At 48.5% G+C, this 19,971-nt stretch carries 17 protein-coding genes and 1 pseudogene; 10 read left to right on the top strand and 8 right to left on the bottom strand.

Annotation, left to right across the window (positions count from 1 at the left end; translation table 11 throughout):
* Window positions 1-111 precede the first annotated feature (111 nt).
* From OC443_RS20445 to OC443_RS20435, 3 genes are all read right to left on the bottom strand, one after another.
* Entirely contained in the window at window positions 112-405 is a 294-nt protein-coding gene (locus OC443_RS20445; protein WP_073586087.1) for a YciI family protein, read from the bottom strand.
* Between the two features lie 223 nt (window positions 406-628).
* A complete protein-coding gene (locus OC443_RS20440; RefSeq protein ID WP_073586074.1) occupies window positions 629-1,408 on the bottom strand; it encodes a hypothetical protein in 780 nt (259 codons plus the stop codon).
* A gap of 219 nt (window positions 1,409-1,627) precedes the next feature.
* Window positions 1,628-2,557: a DUF2569 domain-containing protein gene (locus tag OC443_RS20435; RefSeq protein WP_073586075.1), complete on the bottom strand. Its 930-nt coding sequence runs from the start codon at window positions 2,555-2,557 to the stop codon at window positions 1,628-1,630.
* 365 nt (window positions 2,558-2,922) lie between these two features.
* Between OC443_RS20435 and OC443_RS20430 the strand changes: the two genes are divergently transcribed.
* Window positions 2,923-3,756 (top strand): ion transporter, encoded by an 834-nt coding sequence (locus OC443_RS20430; protein WP_073586076.1) that lies wholly within the window; start codon window positions 2,923-2,925, stop codon window positions 3,754-3,756.
* 148 nt (window positions 3,757-3,904) lie between these two features.
* On the opposite strand, the gene iolB is transcribed toward OC443_RS20430, so the two are convergent.
* A complete protein-coding gene (gene iolB, locus OC443_RS20425) occupies window positions 3,905-4,732 on the bottom strand; it encodes a 5-deoxy-glucuronate isomerase (RefSeq protein WP_073586077.1) in 828 nt (275 codons plus the stop codon).
* A gap of 362 nt (window positions 4,733-5,094) precedes the next feature.
* On the opposite strand from iolB, the gene iolD reads away from it, so the two are divergent.
* The 4 genes from iolD (at window position 5,095) to OC443_RS20405 (ending at window position 11,496) form a co-directional block, all read left to right on the top strand.
* Window positions 5,095-7,026 carry a 3D-(3,5/4)-trihydroxycyclohexane-1,2-dione acylhydrolase (decyclizing) gene (gene iolD, locus OC443_RS20420; RefSeq protein WP_073586078.1) on the top strand — a complete coding sequence of 644 codons (1,932 nt, stop codon included), beginning with the start codon at window positions 5,095-5,097 and terminating at the stop codon, window positions 7,024-7,026.
* A 395-nt stretch (window positions 7,027-7,421) separates the two neighbouring features.
* Window positions 7,422-9,332 (top strand): bifunctional 5-dehydro-2-deoxygluconokinase/5-dehydro-2-deoxyphosphogluconate aldolase, encoded by a 1,911-nt coding sequence (locus OC443_RS20415; protein ID WP_073586079.1) that lies wholly within the window; start codon window positions 7,422-7,424, stop codon window positions 9,330-9,332.
* 25 nt (window positions 9,333-9,357) lie between these two features.
* Window positions 9,358-10,248 (top strand): myo-inosose-2 dehydratase, encoded by an 891-nt coding sequence (gene iolE / locus OC443_RS20410; RefSeq protein WP_073586080.1) that lies wholly within the window; start codon window positions 9,358-9,360, stop codon window positions 10,246-10,248.
* Between the two features lie 405 nt (window positions 10,249-10,653).
* Window positions 10,654-11,496, top strand: coding sequence for a MurR/RpiR family transcriptional regulator (locus OC443_RS20405; RefSeq protein WP_073586081.1), 843 nt, complete (start codon window positions 10,654-10,656; stop codon window positions 11,494-11,496).
* Window positions 11,497-11,528: 32 nt separating this feature from the next.
* Here OC443_RS20405 and OC443_RS20400 read toward each other — a convergent pair whose 3' ends face one another.
* The 3 genes from OC443_RS20400 to OC443_RS20390 form a co-directional block, all read right to left on the bottom strand.
* The gene (locus OC443_RS20400) at window positions 11,529-12,431 is read right to left on the bottom strand and encodes a DMT family transporter (protein WP_073586082.1); all 903 of its coding nucleotides are present in this window, start codon (window positions 12,429-12,431) and stop codon (window positions 11,529-11,531) included.
* Window positions 12,432-12,702: 271 nt separating this feature from the next.
* Entirely contained in the window at window positions 12,703-13,698 is a 996-nt protein-coding gene (gene gap / locus OC443_RS20395) for a type I glyceraldehyde-3-phosphate dehydrogenase (protein WP_073586083.1), read from the bottom strand.
* Between the two features lie 129 nt (window positions 13,699-13,827).
* Window positions 13,828-14,787 (bottom strand): GlxA family transcriptional regulator, encoded by a 960-nt coding sequence (locus tag OC443_RS20390; RefSeq protein WP_200796983.1) that lies wholly within the window; start codon window positions 14,785-14,787, stop codon window positions 13,828-13,830.
* Between the two features lie 285 nt (window positions 14,788-15,072).
* On the opposite strand from OC443_RS20390, the pseudogene OC443_RS20385 reads away from it, so the two are divergent.
* The 5 genes and pseudogenes from OC443_RS20385 to OC443_RS20365 all read left to right on the top strand — a co-directional run.
* Window positions 15,073-15,609: pseudogene (locus tag OC443_RS20385) on the top strand (DedA family protein); the annotation flags it as partial.
* Between the two features lie 279 nt (window positions 15,610-15,888).
* On the top strand, window positions 15,889-16,968 hold the full coding sequence (locus tag OC443_RS20380) for a D-alanine--D-alanine ligase (RefSeq protein WP_262021789.1): 1,080 nt from the start codon (window positions 15,889-15,891) through the stop codon (window positions 16,966-16,968).
* Window positions 16,969-17,016: 48 nt separating this feature from the next.
* The gene (locus tag OC443_RS20375; RefSeq protein ID WP_073583338.1) at window positions 17,017-17,568 is read left to right on the top strand and encodes a DinB family protein; all 552 of its coding nucleotides are present in this window, start codon (window positions 17,017-17,019) and stop codon (window positions 17,566-17,568) included.
* The gene (locus tag OC443_RS20370; protein WP_073583340.1) at window positions 17,568-18,371 is read left to right on the top strand and encodes an NRDE family protein; all 804 of its coding nucleotides are present in this window, start codon (window positions 17,568-17,570) and stop codon (window positions 18,369-18,371) included. The genes OC443_RS20375 and OC443_RS20370 overlap by 1 nt, the downstream gene beginning before the upstream one ends.
* Complete coding sequence (locus OC443_RS20365) at window positions 18,368-18,826, top strand: YHS domain-containing (seleno)protein (RefSeq protein WP_073583342.1); 459 nt, start codon at window positions 18,368-18,370, stop codon at window positions 18,824-18,826. The genes OC443_RS20370 and OC443_RS20365 overlap by 4 nt, the downstream gene beginning before the upstream one ends.
* Window positions 18,827-18,982: 156 nt before the next feature.
* Here the strand turns inward: OC443_RS20365 and OC443_RS20360 are convergent, their stop codons facing one another.
* Complete coding sequence (locus OC443_RS20360) at window positions 18,983-19,939, bottom strand: aldo/keto reductase (protein ID WP_073583344.1); 957 nt, start codon at window positions 19,937-19,939, stop codon at window positions 18,983-18,985.
* Window positions 19,940-19,971 lie beyond the last annotated feature (32 nt).

Genomic DNA, 19,971 nt, shown 5'->3' with positions numbered 1-19,971 from the left:
GTCCTTAATAAACAACGCCCTGCAGAGGCTTATCAGCTCTATACCCAAGCAACCTGAAGATGCAGGGTTCAGGTTGTTTGGGTATACAGGGCGATGAAAATCGTTTAAAGATTACAAAGACTGACGAATCGATGCCAGCGCTTCACTGGTTTTAGTCGGTATAAATTCGATCACATCATAATCAGCCAGGTGATGCTGTTTAAAAGGATCTTCCGCTAAAACAGCCTCCAGCGCTTCTTTCGATGGCATATCAGCCAGAATCACACCACCAGTGCGGGGTACTTTTCTCCCGGAAGCAACAAAATTACCCAAGGCATACTGCTGCTCAAGATAGTCAATATGTGCCGCGAGATGTGCTTCAATCTCAGATACTTCGCACCGGTAAGTCAAAGAAACAATAAACATATCAATCCTTTTAAATTCATTAAAAATCAATCATCAATAATCTGATGATTCCCTGATGGAACCAGTATATCCAGAGATAAGAAAGTATATACCCAAGCAACCTGAAGATGCAGGTTATTTGGGTATAGAATCAATTTATTATGACCAGACAACTAAAAAAGCGCTTCTGCTTTTAAACACAGGAAGCGCTTGATTGGTTCTTATATTTCAGTCAGAAAATTGCTTACTCTTCATACTCAAAATTTTCTGGCGGATTTTTACCCTGAGATGCCACGAAGCTCACACAGTCTCCCTGATTTTTAAAGATCTGCGTACCTGAATTAACATTCACAAAAGTTTCCCACCCACCTTTCTTACATTCACCTTTATCCATCGGCAATGAACCTGCCAGAAGATGTACATCATCAACGGTCACCGTATGGAAAAAACTTTGAGCCTGGGTTTCGATACTGAGGACAACCATCTGTCCTTCATACATTTGCAGCAGCCCGGTCAGGTCAGCAGAGCGGGAATTTGGACCTATTTGCAGCAATGTGTCTCCGGTATTCGTCGAGTACACCTCCTGCAGTACAGTGTTCGCCATATCCAGAATCAACACCCGGTATTCCTGGCCCGGATCAATAAACGAAGCCGCATAATTACGTATCCGATCATTCCAGGTCAGACTGGCCGAATAGATACCATATGGCACACTAATCGTCTGCTGCAATAAAGCAACAGAGCCACCAGTCTGGTGCCCAATTGCGTCATAAGAACCCGTTATCGGTGGCAAAACACCTGCCGGCCCTGGCGGATTCAGTGTCCCATCATTAATTGTATAAGTACCACTGAATGTCCCTGAAACTGACCAGCCCGTGAAATCTCCTGTTTCGAAATCACCATTTGTAATCAAATCAACTGTTGCAGCTTGCGCGCTGAGCGCAACTCCCATTGCAACCCCGGCTATACCTGCATTTTTTGCCAGTTTACCAAATCCATCTTTGAGTTTACTTGTATGAAACATGGTTATTGTCCATTATTTATTCATCACGTAAAGAATCCGAGAAACCAGCGATTAGTTCTGCACCGGCATTCCAGTTTCTTTCCCCTGCATTCCTATTAACATCACTATCAGTAACGTTATAAACAAGGCTAGACAATAAGCTGAAAGACATATGTCTCATATTTGAGAAGGAGTACATTCAATAAAAATTTATCGTTAAAGTTTGTCGATGGGTAACTATCACATCGGTGTGCGGCTGAGCCGGGCTGCCAGACATTTTTCCCGGTCAACTTCGACACCGGCTAACCGTTCACCATTTAAATCAAAATAGGTGTGGCTTAATACCGCCCCCTGCTCCATCAAAACCACAATATTTTTATTCAGGCAATCTTCCCGGATGATCCGCGGAATCATGATTGAAGAGAATTTATTCACATCCATATATTTTTTTTCATATTCGATCAGCGAATAACGATATTCCAGTGTTAGATCATTGGCCTGTACAGAATCGAAGCGAATCTCATCATCCAGCATATCCGGCGCAACCCGGTTAATTTCTCCGGCAATTTCAGACAAGGTATGCTTTAAAGCCGTCACCTGCGCAGCCTGCTCATTATTGATTCCGTAAAAATAACCACTAAAACCCGAGTATAAGACAATGAATAAACTGCAGATCCAAAAAGCCATATGACTTCTGCCACATGGCTCGGTAAATGTATGCTGTACCCGCTTTGATCGGGTCAGATACAGTCCCCAGATTAAAACAGAGCCGACAGAACCATACAGCCAGTTCAGCCCGGCATCCGTATTTAAGAAATGTTGAACAAACCAGACTTCCCCGAGATTCAGCACAACAATACTGATCAAAATAGCGATATATAAAGTCGGGAACACCGATTTTTTGTGGAAGAAAAGATAAATTGCATACAATCCGGCAGCAATCCTGAAGCACCCAATCGCCAGCAGGACAACAATTGAGACGGCAAAACCTTCGGTGTAATACTCAGAATCTGCGTGGGTCAGCAATGTCCAGTAGCCTTCGGTAAAAAATTCTGAGTAGAAAGAGAGAATATAAACAACAAACCAGCATGGTGCGACGACCACATCAAAAGCGACCAGAATCAGCCAGCCGGAAATTCCCTGTAATTTATGTTTATGCTGTTTTTGCATTCATGAAACCATTCAAATTGAATCAGATACAGTCCTGTATCCAGGCAACCTGAAGATGCAGGATCCAGGTTGTTTGAGTATATATCAGACATCACGTCACCATTTCATGATAATAAGCCACATGTTTGCGGTGAAGTGAATTTTGAAGAATCTATGCAAGCAGTCTCAAAAAAACAGATGATATGTCAATGAGTTGCCCCATTTCCCCGCAAATCCGGCATTGAATATTCCGGATAGACATTCATACTCATATGCTCATCTCAGCTGACTCTGTAACAAATCGTCACAAAAACTCCTTTTGTCCGAAAGCAAAACATGACTAGGATCAAAGAAAGTATATCTGCATCATAAAAGGGTAAATTCTCATGGAAGCTGTATCTTCCTCTTCTTCCTGGTTAAACGTTTTAAAACAAACAGAACGAAGTGCCTGGTTTCAGGGCTTTATTGTTACGATTATCATTATTGCCGCACTGACGGTGGGTGCCAAAACATATAATCTTCCGGCTCCTGTCGAGCTAACCATCAATTATCTCGACAAACTGATCACACTCTTCTTTTTAGTTGAACTCACCCTGCGTTTTATCTCATGTGAGAACAAACGTCGTTTCTTCCATGATGCATGGAACATTTTTGATACCGTCATTGTTGTTGGCAGCCTGCTGCCGATTTCAGAAAGTGACATGATTCTGCTGGCACGCCTGCTGCGGGTATTCCGGGTATTACGACTCGTCTCCCTGATTCCTGATTTACGGGTTCTGATCAACGCGCTGCTCAAAGCCATTCCCAAAATGGGCTATATCGCGCTGCTGATGTTTATTATTTTTTATCTGTTTGCTGCGGTCGGCTCTATTTTCTTTGAGTCTGTCAATGAAACCCTGTGGGGAGACATTGCGATTTCCATGCTAACGCTGTTCCGGATAGCAACTTTTGAAGACTGGACAGATGTGATGTATGAGACGATGGCTGTTTACCCGCTCAGCTGGATCTTTTACGTCGTGTTTATTTTCTTAACGGCGTTTGTTTTTCTGAATATGATGGTTGGTGTGGTTTTAGATGTGATGACTCAGGAAACATCACAACAGGAAGAACAGTCTCAGCACAATCAGCATCAGGATTTGATGAATGAAATCAAAACACTTCAGCAACAGATGAGCCATCTGAGTGAACAAATCGCACAACAAAAACGCCAGGAAGAATGAATCTGAACAGTGTTGCCGGATAAACGCCACTCCCGGGCGTCAGGCAAATATCGATAAGCAGCTCCGCTGCACCCGGAAAGGTGCCGCGGAGCCTCATGGATAAGTGGTATGCCTGTATTCGTTAAAGCCAGCGTGTACGGCCACTGATTCAGGATGAATGTTTGTTTTGATAATCTTCGCCATTAACCCATTCGTGATCAGCTTCCCAGGTAAACAACCATTTTCTTGATGGCCCGGCCATCACATTCAGATAATAATTATCATACCCGGCAATCGTAGCGACCGGGTGATAACCTTCCGGCACTTTCACCACGTCTTTGTCATACACAGCCATCGACTCATCCAGCGAGCGATCGTCAGTATAAACACGCTGCATACAGAACCCCTGAGCCGGGTTCAGCCGGTGATAATAAGTCTCTTCCAGATAGGTTTCCTGCGGCTCATTAGCGGTATCATGTTTATGGCTCGGGTAAGAGCTGGTACACCCTTCATCAGTATATACTTCGACCACCAGCAGGCTGTCAGCCGGTGCGTAGTCAGGCAGTATATTGTGCACAAACCGCTGATTATTCCCCTGGCCACGGGCTTCAGCATCAATATCATCCGGCGCAATCAGGCGGGTTTCATAGGTGCCTCTCCCCGGCGCTTTGCACACGGCCAGTTCCAGCTGAGTTAACGCTTCAACTTCACAGCTATCATCCGGAGATACATACACCGCGTAAGGTTTTTTGCGCTCAAACGGGCTCATCCGGTCACCGATACCTTCAAATGTCGCAGTATCAGTCGTGACTGTTGCCTTCCCGGCAACTAACACTAAACAAACTTCCAGCCCGGCATCCCGTACCGATAATTTTTGCCCGGGTTCCAGTTCATAGACCTCAAAACCAACATGTTCCCAGCCTGCATTGGCAGGCGTTATTTTTTGTATGCATCCGTCCGGAGCCGGATCACTATATTTTGACAGCAGTTTTGACATAAGACTTCCCTCACCTAATCTTTCATTTTTTTCGCCGGATTATCTGGCGTGGTGCATTTCAGTACAACCCATATTATGAAACATTCATTTCACTTTCAATGACTATTTTGCCGCAGATATCGATCCGTTTCACAAGTGAATGTTTTCATCTCCACAATTTTAACAGGATCACAAAAGTAATTTTCATTTCATAAAATATTTGAAATGAAAAAAATATTCCATATAGTGAACCTATAATTGAAAAAACAATGCATTTAAAAAATACGTACTTAAACAATACGTACTTAAAAAAATGGTCAGACAGCAGGTTCAGAAACCGGAACGCCGGCCCTCTGCTTCTATTGATTTGGAGATAAGTGGTTATGAGCACGATAAAAATGACAACCGCACAAGCGCTGGTCAAATTTATGAATCAACAGTATATCGAGTTCGATGGCAGTCAGCATAAATTTATCCATGGTGTATTCACAATTTTTGGCCACGGTAACGTGCTCGGTCTGGGCCAGGCACTGGAAGAAGATGCCGGGGATTTGATTGTTCATCAGGGATGTAATGAACAGGGAATGGCCCATGCTGCAATGGGGTTTGCCAAACAGAATAAAAGAAAAAAAATCTATGCCGTCACTTCATCGGTCGGGCCGGGAGCTGCGAATATGGTCACAGCAGCAGCAACAGCAACAGCCAACCGGATTCCGGTTCTCCTGCTGCCGGGCGATACTTTCGCAACCCGTCAGCCAGATCCGGTCCTGCAACAGGTCGAGCAATATCATGATGCATCAATCAGTACCAATGACTGTTTTAAGCCCGTCTCCCGCTACTGGGACCGGATTAACCGGCCCGAGCAGCTGATGTCAGCGATGATCAATGCCATGCGGGTACTGACCGACCCGGCGGACACCGGCGCTGTGACGATTTGTCTTCCTCAGGACGTTCAGGCAGAAGCCTATGATTTTCCGGAATACTTCTTTCAGAAACGTATTCACCGCATTGAACGCCGCCCGCCGACAGAGGCGATGATTGACGATGCTGTTCAGCTGATTCAGCGTAAGAAAAAACCGCTGCTGGTGTGTGGCGGGGGCGTCCGTTACTCCGAAGCTCATGAAACTTTCCGGACGTTCGCTGAAACTCACAATATACCTTTTGGTGAAACGCAGGCCGGTAAAAGTGCGGTTGTTTACGATCACGAACTGAACCTCGGTGGTATTGGAACCACCGGCTGTCTGGCAGCCAACCTGATTGCCAAAGAAGCGGATCTGATTATTGGTGTCGGTACGCGGTTCACGGATTTCACAACGGCATCAAAATCCCTGTTCCAAAACCCGGAGGCAGATTTTCTGACCATCAATGTCTCTGAGTTTGATGCTTCCAAACTGGATGCAACTTCCGTTGTTGCCGACGCAAAATCAGCACTGGAAGCCATCAGCACGAAACTGCAGACCGCCGGATATACGAATGGATATACCGGAGAAATCAGAACTGCAAAACAAGCCTGGCACGAAGAGCTGGAACGCCTGTTTACCCTGAAGGTCAATGATGAGTTTGTTCCGGAAGTCGATGGTCATTTTGACAATCAGCTTGAAGAATATCGTCAGGCTCTGAATACCGACCTGACACAGACCCGGGTACTCGGGATCCTCGATCAACAGCTGGAAGACAATGCAATTGTTGTTGGCGCTGCAGGCTCACTGCCGGGCGATCTGCAACGTCTCTGGCAGCCGAAACAGCCTGACACCTATCATATGGAATATGGTTACTCCTGTATGGGATATGAAATCGGCGCAGCGGTAGGCGCCAAAATAGCCAGCCCGGATCAGCCGGTTTATACCATGGTTGGCGACGGCTCATACATGATGCTGCACTCAGAGCTGCAAACCTCGGTTCAGGAAGGGGTGAAGATCAATGTGGTGTTATTCGATAACGCATCCTTTGGCTGTATCAATAACCTGCAGATGAGCCAGGGCATGGGTAGCTTCGGCACGGAAAACAGGTTCAGGGATCCGCAAACCGGCCAGATGACGGGCCAGCTCGTTCCGGTAGATTTTGCCCGGAACGCCGAAAGTTACGGTTGTAAAACCTACCGTGTTTACACAGAAGCAGACTTAATTGAAGCGATTGCCGACGCGAAAAGGCAGACCGTTTCAACGCTGATTGATATCAAGGTTTTACCTAAAACAATGACCCATGGCTATGAAGCCTGGTGGCACTGCGGCACAGCACAGACAGCGGGAAAACCAGAAATTGTCGCGGCAGCCAATGAAATCAGACAGGTACTAAAGAAAGCACGTCAGTACTAAAAAACAACAACATCAAGAAACAACAATAAGCTTACTTACCACTTCCACCATGAGGCATGTCACTCATGGTGGCTTTTTTATCCGCTACAGCATCTTTTATCCGATGCAGCATCATTTCAGGCACTACATTCAGACGATACATCGGCACAAAAATAAACTAAAATTTTCATAGATTACGCACAAGTGAAATTAAAGTTCCATATAGATCACACAATGAAATAAATGACGCGACATCAGTTGATAATGAAACAAATATTTCGTATAAATTAACTATTGAAATAATCAATGCAATTAATACAACATCCGGCTGCGCTGCAAGGTACGCCCTGAACAAATCAGGATGACAAGCAGAAACAGGCATAAGATTACGGACCGGATCTCGTGAGGAGTGAATTGTGAATAGTGAGAAAAAGTTTGATGTCATTTGTATGGGGCGTATTGCAGTCGACCTCTATGGCCAGCAAATCGGTGCCCGCCTGGAAGACATGGGCTCATTCAATAAATATCTGGGCGGTTCTTCAGGTAACGTGGCTTATGGTACTGCAGTCCAGGGGCTGAAGTCTTCAATGCTGGCCCGTGTGGGCGACGAGCATATGGGCCGCTTCCTGCGTGAAGAGCTGCAACGGGCCGGGTGTGATACCAGCCACCTGATCACCGATAAAGAACGACTGACTGCACTGGTTATTCTGGGTATCAAAGATGAAGATACCTTCCCGCTGATTTTCTATCGTGATAACTGTGCAGACATGGCGATAACCAAAGATGATTTTACAGAAGAATACATCGCTTCATCACGTTGTCTGGCCATTACAGGAACGCACCTCTCCCACCCTCAGACGCGTGAAGCTGTGCTGACCGCTCTGAAATATGCCCGCCGGAATGGGGTAAAAACGGCACTGGATATTGATTATCGTCCGGTTCTCTGGGGGCTGACTTCACTGGGTGATGGTGAAACCCGTTTTATCGAATCAGACCAGGTCACAGCACAGCTGCAGGAAGTTTTGGGTCTGTTTGATGTTATCGTCGGTACAGAAGAAGAGTTCCACATCTGTGGTGGTTCAACCGACACAGTTGCAGCCCTGAAGGCAGTCCGTGAGGTCAGTAATGCAGAGCTGGTCTGCAAGCGCGGTGCGCTTGGCTGCTCCGTTTTCACCGGCGCGATTCCGGCTGATCTGGATGAAGGCATTACAGTGTATGGCGTCCGGGTTGATGTGCTGAACGTACTGGGTGCCGGAGATGCCTTTATGTCCGGCCTGCTACGCGGTTATCTCAATCAGGAAGGCTGGGAGAAAGCATGTACCTACGCCAACGCATGTGGCGCGCTGGTGGTTTCCCGCCATGGTTGTGCACCTGCCATGCCAACCAAGGTTGAGCTGGATAACTATATTGCCCGTGCTCAGGAAGTTCCCCGTCCGGATCTGGATGAGGAGCTGAACCATCTGCACCGGGTAACAACGCGCAAATCACCGGAGTGGCATGAACTGTGTGTTATGGCATTCGATCACCGCATTCAGTTTGTTGAAATGGCCCGCGAAGCCGGAGCGGATACCGCACGGATTAAGCCATTGAAAAAGCTGATTATTGAAGCAAGCCGTCAGGTCGCACAAGAAGCGAATCTGGCAGGCAAAGCCGGGCTCCTGTGTGACAGCACCTTTGGTCAGGATGTACTGAATGATGTCACCGGTGAAGGCTGGTGGATCGGCCGGCCAATTGAATTACCCGGCTCACGGCCACTGGAAATGGAACATGGCAATATCGGTTCACAATTGATCGACTGGCCACTGGAACACATCGTCAAATGCCTGGTATTTTTCAATCCTGAAGACGATCACCCAATCCGGCTGGAGCAGGAACATCAGGTCAAAGAAGTGTATCAGGCTTGCTGTAAATCAGGTCATGAGCTGCTGATCGAAGTCATTCTGCCGCCGGGTACTGAAAAAGATGACACACTGTATCTGCGGGCGATCAAACGTTTTTATAACCTGGGCGTTAAGCCGGACTGGTGGAAACTGCCACCGTTGGCAAACACAAGCTGGGATGCACTGACTGAGCTGGTTGAACAGCGTGATCCATACTGCCGCGGCGTGGTGATTCTGGGTCTGGATGCCCCGGCAGAAGAATTAAAACAAGGCTTCGCAGAAACTGCGGGCAAAGATATCGTGAAAGGGTTTGCCGTTGGCCGTACCCTGTTTGGCGAACCATCCCGCCAGTGGCTGGCTGAACAGATTGATGACCAGACCCTGATTGAACAGATTAAATCCAATTACCACAACTTAATTGCGCTATGGCGTCAACGCGGCGAATAACGAAAAAACAAGAGGAGACAGCACAATGCGTGTTCAACTAGGGATTAACCCACTCACCTGGACCAACGATGATATGCCGGCACTGGGTGCAGAAACACCTCTGGAAACCTGCCTGTCAGAAGGTAAACAAGCTGGCTTTGCCGGTTTTGAACTGGGAAATAAGTTCCCGCGTCAGGCCAGTGTGCTCGGACCGATTCTGGCAGAGCATGATTTGAAACTGGTCTCTGGCTGGTATTCGATGGAATTACTGACCCGTAGCGTGGAAGAAGAGATTGAAGCGGTTCAGGGCCACCTGACACTCCTGCGTGAACTGGGCGCAAAAGTCATGGTTGCCTGTGAAGTTACCGGCTGTATCCACGGAGATCAGAGCACACCGGTCCACCTTCGTCCGCTGTTCCCGGCCGATCAATGGGAAGCATATGGTGAAAAGCTGACTGAATTTGCTGAATATACCGCAAGTCAGGGCGTGCAGATTGCTTACCACCATCATATGGGGACAGTCATTGAAACAGCTGAAGATGTGGATAATCTGATGAAACATACCGGTCCGAAAGTCGGCTTGCTGCTGGATACCGGCCACCTGAAGTTTGCCGGTGCCGATCCGGCTGTTGTTGCAGAACGCTGGGCACACAGAATCAACCATGTGCACTGTAAAGATATCCGTGAAGATGTGCTGGCGGATGTTAAAAACCGCAAACTGAGTTTTCTTGACTCAGTACTTGAGGGTGTTTACACCGTTCCGGGAGATGGCTGTATCGATTATCCGGCCATTTTCAGTATCCTGAAGAGAAACGATTACACTGGCTGGCTGGTCGTGGAAGCGGAGCAGGATCCGGCGATCGCCCACCCGCTGACTTACGCAACGATGGGTTACAACAATCTGGCAAGTCTGGCAAAACAGGCAGGGCTGATTTAAAACCTGCGGATTCAGCGATTGATTCCGCAACTGAGGGAACCCCCGGCCCTGTTGTCCTTTCGGTGTAGACGAAAGGACAACAGGCCTTAAGCACTGACTTCTGCTCCTGAAAATCATCGTGAAGTCAGTTCTCCTGTCTTGAGTACCCGATTTACCGGTGCTCCCCCCCATCAATTCGATCTGTTTTCAGTTTTATTGATCGGGGGATTTTTCATCACATTTCGTCAGTTGCTCTTAAAACCAACAAATAATGAAATAAAAATTTATTTAAATCATCACTTGAAATACATATTTCGCGTCATATTCAGGCTAAATGGTATGCTTTATCAATCGCATTTGAAAAAAATATTTCACTATTATGAATAAATTAAATAGAATAGTAGCGTCATCGAATATGGAGCAAATATGGCAACAGCAACAACACTTTCAGAATTACAGGATGAAATTCGTTTCCGCTATGGTGAACTCAGTAAGCGATTACAACAGGTTGCGGCCTATATACTGGACAACAAAAACAGTGTCGCATTTGAAACTGTTTCCGTCATTGCCGAACAGGCAGAAGTTCCCCCATCCACGTTAATCCGTTTCGCCAGTGCGTTTGGTTTCAGTGGTTTCAATGAGATGAAACAGCTGTTCCGCAGTAATCTTCTTGAAGAAACTTCCAGCTATACCGACAGAGTAAAATTATTGAAAGAGCTGGATGGCGAGCCGGAGCCACCGGAAAAACCTGCCGATATTCTGCAGGAATTTACCCGCGCCAATTGTCATGCAATGCAGCAGTTAGCCTCTCAGACTTCCCCGGAAGAACTGGAAGAAGCCGTACAGTTATTGTCCGGCGCCAACAATATTTATGTGGTTGGTCTGGGCCGCTCCTTCAGTGTTTCTTCCTACCTGACTTATGCGTTCCGTCACCTCAACAAACGGGCATTTCTGATTGATGGCTTAGGCGGTATGTTTAAAGAACAGCTGAGTATGGTAGAAGCAGACGATGTGGTGATTGCTATCAGCTTTTCCCCGTACGCCAGAGAAACAACCGAAATCAGCGATTCGCTGGCAAAACTGGGCACCAGACAAATCATCATCACCGACAGCCAAATCAGCCCGCTGGCCTCTTTCAGTGATGTCTGTTTTGTGGTGAAAGAAGCGAAGGTCGATGCATTCCGTTCGCAGGCCGCTTCGCTGTGTCTGGCGCAGACTCTCGCGGTGTCGCTGGCATATTACAACGAAAACGAAACAAACCGCCAATAAGCACTGCGGGCATGAGCCTGCGTTCTGAGCACTTATCCGGCCAGCCGGCCGGAACGCTGGTGTTTCCGGTCACGGAGTTTATACACCACCAGAGAAGTAAGAATCAGCAGGCAGCCGGTCACTTTGTGAAAACTCATCTGCTCACCGTAGACCGAGATACTCAGTAATACTGTCCACAGTGGTTCCAGAATCATGATAATCGCGGCATTCGTAGCAGAAGTATGTTTCTGTCCGGCAATTTGAGCCAGAAAACGCAGGCAGGTCGCAGGAAGAATACTGGCGCAAACCCAGTACCAAACGGAAGTATCCACGCTCTCCGGCCAGCTTTCCATCAGCAAAGAAACGACCACACCCAACAGCCCGGTAAATAAAAACTGGATACATGTCAGTGGTAAAACCGGAATCGATTTAACGTACAGGCCATTGAGATTAAACTGCAAAGCCAGCGTCAGGGCCGCAATCAGAAAGGTGATCTGACTGGCAGAGGTATGCCATTCCCCGCCCCCGGATAACATATACAGCCCCAGAATCGCCACCGGCAGCGCCTGCCAGAAACTCTTCCCCGGTTTTTGTTTCATCAGTGGCCAGGCCATCAGCGGCGCAAACAGCATGGAAAGGCTCATAATAAATGCACCTTCACCCAGGGCATCCGTCATGGAAACAGAAAAGATCCACAGCAATAAAACCACGCCCTGCAATAATCCGGCGAAAGCAGCTTTGGTGACATCCCGCAGGGTTAATTTCGTGAATGCAGACAGGCACAAAGGCATTAATATCAGCGATGCCATCACAAAACGGATGCTGATAAACGCAAAAGGCGGTATGCCCTGAATACTCTGTTTTGAAAATATCCAGCCACACCCGGCCAGCATGGTTGCCAGTACCAGTAATAACTCAGCGCTGTTGCTGAACTTCAGGCGGCTGTTATTGAACATATGACATATCCCGGAATTGAATGCCTGCGACTATATAGCAAAACAGAATACTATGAAATAGATTTTTCATTTTTTGTTTATTGTGGAATAAATTTACTCAGGTAATGATTCATATCTATATCCAAACACAGAAATATATCTGAATAAACATATATACCCAAACAACCTGAAGATGCAGGTTGTTTGGGTATATTAACTCACAATCAAACCACCCCACAGCACCCCACAGCACCCCACAACAGCAGAATCCGCTATGGGGCCCATTTCTTAATCAACGCGAGATATGCGCTATCAAATCCAGTACTTTATTTGAGTAGCCGATCTCATTGTCATACCATGCCACCAGCTTGACGAATTTGTCCGTCAGCGCCATACCGGCTTTGGCATCAAAGATGGACGTGCGGGTCTCACCAATAAAATCCTGTGATACCACCGCATCTTCGGTATAGCCAAGAATTCCGGCCAGTTCACCTTCAGCAGCAGCTTTCATCGCAGTGCAGATCTCCGCATAGCTGGCAGCCTGTTTCAGGTTGACCGTTAAGTCGACCACCGACACATCCGCAACCGGCACCCGGAAAGAGGTTCCGGTGAGTTTGCCGTTCAGTTCCGGTAATACCTTTCCCACGGCTTTCGCTGCACCGGTAGAGTAAGGAATCACATTCTGAGCCGCGCCGCGGCCAATCCGCCACTCTTTTCCGGCAGGCCCGTCCACCGGGTTTTGTGTTGCGGTGGTGGCATGAATGGTCGTCATCAGACCGGATTCTATCCCCCAGTGGTCATGCAATACTTTCGCGACCGGCGCAAGGCAATTGGTGGTACAGGATGCATTGGAAACAATCTCCTGCCCGGCATAATCCTGATGATTCACACCCATCACAAACATTGGCGTATCATCTTTGGACGGCCCGGTCAGGACGACTTTTTTTGCGCCAGCCTTCAGATGAGGCCGGGCACTGTCACCGGTCAGAAAACGGCCCGTCGCTTCGGCCACCACTTCCACACCCACGTCATCCCATTTCAGGTCCGCCGGGTTCTTTTCTGCTGTGACCCGGATTGTCTGTTCATTCACAACCAGCTGGCCACCTTCCACCACCACGCTGCCCTCAAACCGGCCATGGGTCGAATCATACTTCAGCATATACGCCATATAATCGACATCGATGAGATCGTTAATCGCAACCACTTCGATATCATCACGCGCCAGTGCCGCACGAAAAACAAAACGCCCGATGCGGCCAAAACCATTAATTCCAACTTTGATCATCATTGACTCCTGTGTACGGGTGACACCCTTCTTATTGAAAAATCGGGGTGAAAACATCTGAAATTCAAAACTTCATCTTTTGATGTTTCAACTGTAACCGTACACTTACATGGCGTAAATGACATAAATAGATCAATTAATGCCAAAATCAGCAGAGGCTGTATTCAGGCTGTGAAACCGTTCACGGTATTCGGAGGGTGTCAGCTGCAAATGACGCTCGAAAACCCGGCGCAGATTAATCCCGCTCCCTAAGCCGGTTTCCGTCGCAATCCGTTCAATGCTGATACGGGTTTGCTCCAGTTGTTCTCTGGCAGCATTCAAACGAACCATTTCCACATATTTCGCCGGAGTGGTTCCGGTTTCACGGGTAAAAACACGGGTGAAATTACGCGGACTCATCGCCACCCGCCCGGCCAGATTCTCTACCGACAGATCCTTACTGAGGTTAGCCATCACCCATTGCTGAAGGTCGCGGATCGGACCGGGATTCTTCGCCTGCTCCGGCAGATAACGGCTGAACTGAGCCTGGCCGCCGGGACGACGCAGATACATCACCAGCTCCTGCGCAATATCGCGGGCCAGGGTAAAACCGTAATCGGCCTCAACCATCGCCAGTGTCAGGTCAAAACCAGAACTCACCCCGGCCGAGGTCCAGACCGGGCCGTCCTGAACATAAATCGGCCCACGTTCGACCCGGACCAGCGGATATTCGTTCTGCATCCGGTCCAGCAGCCGCCAGTGTGTTGTCGCCTGCCGTTCATTCAACAGCCCGGCCTGCGCCAGAATCAACGCGCCACCACACACAGAAGCGACACGTCGAACATGGGGCGCTGCCAGTCGCAGCCAGTCTGCAATTTCAGTCCGCTCCGCTTCATGGTTGCCCTTCCCGGTAATGATGACCGTATCGTATGGCCGGCCGGGATCCAGTTCATTGAGGCTGGCATCAGCGAGCAGCTTCAGTCCGGATTGCCCATGCACCACATGATAAGACTGACTGGTCGCAATCGTCACCTGATAACAGGGCGTCTGCGCCGGTGAAAGTGAATTGGCATGTTGCAAAATATCCGCAATTCCGGCCGCTTCAAACAACATGCCCCCATCCGGAACGATTATCAGAAATGAATACATTGGCATTGGCCCACAACAGAAAAGTTATGGCTTTAAATGTATGTATTATACAAAATAAGTCAAATTTCATTTTCCGCTCATCCGGTGTTGAAACATCACCGGTTCTTATCATTCAGTAAAAAAAACAATTTCAGTGTAATAAATCCGCCACGACCACGACCAATAACCAGAATAGATAAATTGAACACTTTTTATCCAGATTTAAAATATTCCAAATAAAAATGTTCAATATCGCCGGAATCTGTGCAGATGGAGGAGTTACCTGTGATCACCGAACTGCAAACACTCTTATTACCCGGAGGTGCTTCCGCCGGAATGTTGATCGCGGGCATTATTCTGCTTTCCTACCTGCTTGAAGATCTGGCTATCATCACTGCAGCTTCACTGGCCGCTCAGTCATACATACAGCCGGAACTGGCCGTTCTTGCGATTATGATCGGTATTGTCTCCGGCGATGCCGGGTTGTATTACCTGGGCAGATTCGCCCGCCGCTCCCGCTGGCTGCGCCTGAAAATGCTGACCAACCGATACTATAAAATGTTACGACACCGCCTGAACCACGGGTTGTTCTATCATCTGTTTATTATTCGCTTTATTCCCGGCTGCCGAACGGCCGGCTACACATTAAGCGGCTTTTTCACCCTGCCTTTCGGCCTGTTTCTGGGTGCTGTGTTACTGGCAACAGCCCTCTGGACAGCCGCAGTCTTCTCTATTGTGTACAGCGTTGGCACCAGTGCAACGCTTCAGGCCATGTCTCATCAGTGGGCGCTGATTCCGCTGGCGCTGATTCCGCTGGCGCTGACTTCAGTATGGATATTTCATTTCACCATTCACCGGAGATGGCGGCAGAAACCGCGCGTTGCATCTGTTACAGGAACAGGTGTGACTGCATCCACAAAGAGAGAGTGCGTTGCGGGGACAGACACTATAAGGACAACAGCATCTGTTACAGGGACAGACGCTACACAAGAAGACACGACCGGGACATACACCACCGGCAGGGAACACACCCGATACGGACCTGCTTGTCCGCCAGTCATTCCGCACCATCAGATCAATGGCGGGATGCCTCATCTGAGCACGGATCACCGTCGGGAAATTTCACCGTTTGAGTTCTTCCCCGGTTGGTTTTTCTACACCCCGGTCTTGCTGCAAAGTCTGTGGCAGGCACTACAATACAAAGACTTCCGGCTGCCACTTATTGCAAATCCAACCATCCGCCTCAGTGGGATGGTTGGAGAATCCAAGCATGAAATACTGAGCCTCGCCGGGACTGAAGCACAACGCTGGATTGAGCCCTATATTGTTCTGAACCGGACTGCCGCCACTGTTGAAGAACAAGTCAGCACCGCCACAGCAAGAATGGCAGAAGCAAACCTGACCTTCCCGGTCGTCGCCAAACCCGATCTGGGCTGTCGTGGTGCCGGAGTGAAACTGATCAATCACATCGATCAACTGCATAACTACATCCGGGAGTTTCCTCCCGGTGCGCGCTTTTTGTTGCAGCAAAAAGCCCCGTATCAGGCAGAAGCCGGGATCTTTTATGTGCGCTATCCGGGTGAGCCGCGTGGCAACATCCTCTCAATCACTCTTAAATACAGCCCGTCGGTTACCGGAGATGGGATTCATTGCCTGAAAACCCTGATTGAAACTCACCCGCGGGCCGGACAACTGAGCCATCTGTATTTGTCGCGCCATAAAAAACGGCTTCATGAAGTGCTGCCGGCGGGGGAAACTTTCCGCCTGGCCTTTGCCGGCAGTCATAGCCGGGGCGCGATATTCAGAGACGGCAATCAATATATTACCCGTGCCCTGACCCGCAAAATGGATGAGATTCTGGCTGATGTTGATGGTTACTACTATGGGCGGCTGGATATTAAATTCCGCGATATCAGGCAGCTAATGGCCGGGAAGGACTTTTCAATTCTGGAGCTCAATGGTGCCAGCAGCGAAGCGGCTCACATCTGGGACAGGAATACGCCGTTGCGGGAGATTTTTTCCACACTACTGAAGCAATACCGAATCCTGTTTGAAATCGGAGCCCGACAAAAACAACGCGGACATCAGCCACCGTCACTCAGATCTCTGATTCGGGCCTGGCAGACTGAACGGCAGCTGACACGGAGCTATCCATCCACCGACTAATATCCGTCAACCGACTAATTGAATGATCTGGAATAAGGAACTGAGCTTATGACGAGTCACACGTACGACATCCGGGATACAGAATCACTCCCGTTGCAGCCCTGCATCCGCGGCTGTCTGGAAACACTGGAACAGGGGCATCGTTTCCTGCAATCGATTGATGACCATCAATATACCTGTTCAGCACCACCGCACCTGAGCAGCAGCATCGGTGAACACTTCCGTCATCTGCTTGACCTGTTTCATGCAGTTCGTCAGCCCACAGGAGTCATTGACTACAACACCCGCCGGCGCGGTCATGCCGTTGAACGTACCCGTCATATCGCAATCTCAGAAGTTGAGCAGCTCAGGGACTGGCTGAAGCAACTCAATCACGCCAACCTGACGCTACCGGTGCGGGTCAGAACCGAAGTATCACTTTCGCAGCAGGAAGCCTGCGACATGATGTCGACTATCGAACGGGAACTGACCTTCGTCGCGCTGCATGCCACACATCATTATGCGCTGGCAAGAGTCGCCGTCAGTCTCAATCATATTGAAGTCAGCGATAATTTCGGCTTCGCTCCGGCAACGGTCTCTTATCTGAGGGAGAAAAACTGATGTGTTCCGTATCATGGCTGCATACACCCGAAGGCTATCAGGTGTTCTTTAACCGCGATGAGCTGAAGAGCCGCCCGCTGGCCCTGCCACCGCGGCAGGAAACCCTCAATGCAACCGAAGTGCTGATGCCGGTTGATCCGGTCGGACGTGGCAGCTGGATTAGTGTCAATCAACATGGCATCACCCTGTGTCTGCTTAACAATTATCAGGGACAGACACCTGAAGGCCGGCTAATCAGCCGGGGGCAGCTTGTCAGACATCTGGCCAGTGCAGTCAGTGCAGAAGAGGCTGCGGACAGACTGATGGACACACCTCATGCCCGTTTCGCACCGTTCACTCTGCTGATTTTTACCCGGCACCATCATCAAACCGGCAATGCGGTGATCGGATTTGAGTGGAACGGACAACAACTGACGCAGGCTGAAACCGGGTTGCCCGTCTTTTCATCCGCGGTAGATCTTCGCCGGGTCACAGACTACCGCCGGGCAGCCTATGATCGTCATTTTACCTCCTTTGCCACGCCGGATTCTGCCGCAGAGACAAATCAGGCACAGGCATTTCATTGTGATCATGCACCGGATCAGCCTCATTTGTCCGTCTGCATGCACCGGACGGATGCACAAACAGTCAGCTTTACCCAGGTCACCGTGACAGAAGTATTACAGGAAATGATTTACATCCCCGGTTCGCCCTGTTGCAACCTGACACCTCAGGCGATGAAAAATCATTGTTATACCTTATTACCGGCCAATACCTTATCAACAACTACAGCCGCCTCTATGAACAACAGGAGTTCAGCATGAAAAGCGCTCACCTCAAAATATGGTTCACTCTCTGGTTAACGCTGCTGTTCAGCGCACAGATCTATGCATCCGACCCCATCTATACCGGCTTCTTCAGTAATAAAGCACTGGATGGCTATGACACAGTCGCCTATTTTACCGAAAATAAACCCGTCAAAGGCCGGTCAGAATGGATGACCACTTATCAGGGGGCAGACTGGTACTTCTCAACACAAAAACATCTGGAGATGTTCACCGCGGCCCCGGAAAAATATGCACCACAATATGGCGGTTATTGTGCCTGGGCGATTGCTGAAAAAAATGATTATGCGTCAGCCGACCCGCTTCAGTGGTCACTGGTCGATGGTAAGCTTTATCTGAATTACGATGCGGACATCAAAGCAAAATGGGAACAAAACCGGGCAGCATTTATCCGGCAGGGCAATATCAACTGGCCGATATTAACCGGTCAGTAAAATTATGCGTTAAATTGATATACCCATTACTTAGGGGCTGTTGGAGAACAATATAAAACCTGAAATGATATGGACGGATTTACCCATGAACAGAGTTACGAGGTAAAACAGACGAATTGCAACATTCGCCTGTTTCATTCTCATCGTTCATGGGAATCAGACAAGACCTGCATCCGTCAGTTGCTGATGCTCTTCACTGCTTAACCGGACAGACATCGCTTTGGCAAAACTTTCAATGTGTGCAGTTTTTGTCGCACTGGCAATCGGTGCAGTGACTGCTTTTTCGCCAATCAGCCATGCGAGGGCAACTTCTGCCGGTTGTGCCTGATGACGTGCACTGATTTCATCCAGCAATTTCAGAATACCCTGGCCTTTTTGATCCAGATATTTGCCAATGCCGTCACCCCGGGCGCTCTTGGATAAATCCTGCACGGAACGATATTTACCGGACAGAAAACCCGACGCAAGACTGTAATAAGTCACGACACCAATATTTTCCCGCACGCATAAACCTTGTAAATCGGCATTAAAGCCTTCGCGGTCATACAGATTATATTCCGGCTGAAGCACCTGATAAGCTGGCAGCGTATGCTGCTTCGCCACAGTTAAAGACTGATTGAGCTGATCAACATTGAGATTGGAAGCGCCAACAGAACGGACCTTACCGGCTTTCAGCAGCTTTTCATACGCACCCAGTGTTTCTTCATAAGGCGTACTGTCATCCGGCCAGTGAGAAAAATACAGGTCAATATAATCGGTTTGCAAACGACGAAGGGAATCTTCAACAGCCTGAGTAATCCATTTCTCTGAAAGACCTTTATGACCGGGAATTTTTAAATCATCACCAACTTTGGTGAACAGTTTGATTTTATCCCGCATCGCAGGTTTGGTTTTCAGCCAGTGACCAATAATAGTCTCAGACTCCCCGCCCTGATTCCCCGGTGCCCATATGGAATAAACATCTGCCGTATCTATGGCATCAAAGCCATGATCGATAAAGGCATCTAAAATAGAAAAGCTGGTCTTTTCATCGATTGTCCAGCCAAACACATTACCGCCAAAAACTAATGGCACAATCTCAAAACCAGTCGTTCCCAATGCCGTTTTTTGCATCTTTTCTGTCTCCGTTGTTTGATACCGGTTCC

Origin of the sequence: Vibrio quintilis (genome assembly GCF_024529975.1) — a bacterium.
Taxonomy (GTDB): Bacteria; Pseudomonadota; Gammaproteobacteria; order Enterobacterales; family Vibrionaceae; genus Vibrio; species Vibrio quintilis.
The sequence above is the reverse complement of the archived record's forward strand: the minus strand, read 5'-3'. Positions and strand labels throughout refer to the sequence as shown.

Excerpts from the sequence above, each read along its gene's own strand:
- OC443_RS20400 (WP_073586082.1), bottom strand. The coding sequence starts at position 12,431 with ATGTTCAATAACAGCCGCCTGAAGTTCAGCAACAGCGCTGAGTTATTA.
- OC443_RS20360 (WP_073583344.1), bottom strand. The coding sequence starts at position 19,939 with ATGCAAAAAACGGCATTGGGAACGACTGGTTTTGAGATTGTGCCATTA.
- iolD (WP_073586078.1), top strand. The coding sequence starts at position 5,095 with ATGAGCACGATAAAAATGACAACCGCACAAGCGCTGGTCAAATTTATG.
- OC443_RS20370 (WP_073583340.1), top strand. The coding sequence starts at position 17,568 with ATGTGTTCCGTATCATGGCTGCATACACCCGAAGGCTATCAGGTGTTC.
- OC443_RS20380 (WP_262021789.1), top strand. The coding sequence starts at position 15,889 with ATGCCTCATCTGAGCACGGATCACCGTCGGGAAATTTCACCGTTTGAG.
- OC443_RS20440 (WP_073586074.1), bottom strand. The coding sequence starts at position 1,408 with ATGTTTCATACAAGTAAACTCAAAGATGGATTTGGTAAACTGGCAAAA.
- OC443_RS20405 (WP_073586081.1), top strand. The coding sequence starts at position 10,654 with ATGGCAACAGCAACAACACTTTCAGAATTACAGGATGAAATTCGTTTC.
- gap (WP_073586083.1), bottom strand. The coding sequence starts at position 13,698 with ATGATGATCAAAGTTGGAATTAATGGTTTTGGCCGCATCGGGCGTTTT.
- OC443_RS20390 (WP_200796983.1), bottom strand. The coding sequence starts at position 14,787 with ATGTTGTTTGAAGCGGCCGGAATTGCGGATATTTTGCAACATGCCAAT.
- OC443_RS20435 (WP_073586075.1), bottom strand. The coding sequence starts at position 2,557 with ATGCAAAAACAGCATAAACATAAATTACAGGGAATTTCCGGCTGGCTG.
- iolE (WP_073586080.1), top strand. The coding sequence starts at position 9,358 with ATGCGTGTTCAACTAGGGATTAACCCACTCACCTGGACCAACGATGAT.
- OC443_RS20375 (WP_073583338.1), top strand. The coding sequence starts at position 17,017 with ATGACGAGTCACACGTACGACATCCGGGATACAGAATCACTCCCGTTG.
- OC443_RS20430 (WP_073586076.1), top strand. The coding sequence starts at position 2,923 with ATGGAAGCTGTATCTTCCTCTTCTTCCTGGTTAAACGTTTTAAAACAA.
- iolB (WP_073586077.1), bottom strand. The coding sequence starts at position 4,732 with ATGTCAAAACTGCTGTCAAAATATAGTGATCCGGCTCCGGACGGATGC.
- OC443_RS20445 (WP_073586087.1), bottom strand. The coding sequence starts at position 405 with ATGTTTATTGTTTCTTTGACTTACCGGTGCGAAGTATCTGAGATTGAA.
- OC443_RS20365 (WP_073583342.1), top strand. The coding sequence starts at position 18,368 with ATGAAAAGCGCTCACCTCAAAATATGGTTCACTCTCTGGTTAACGCTG.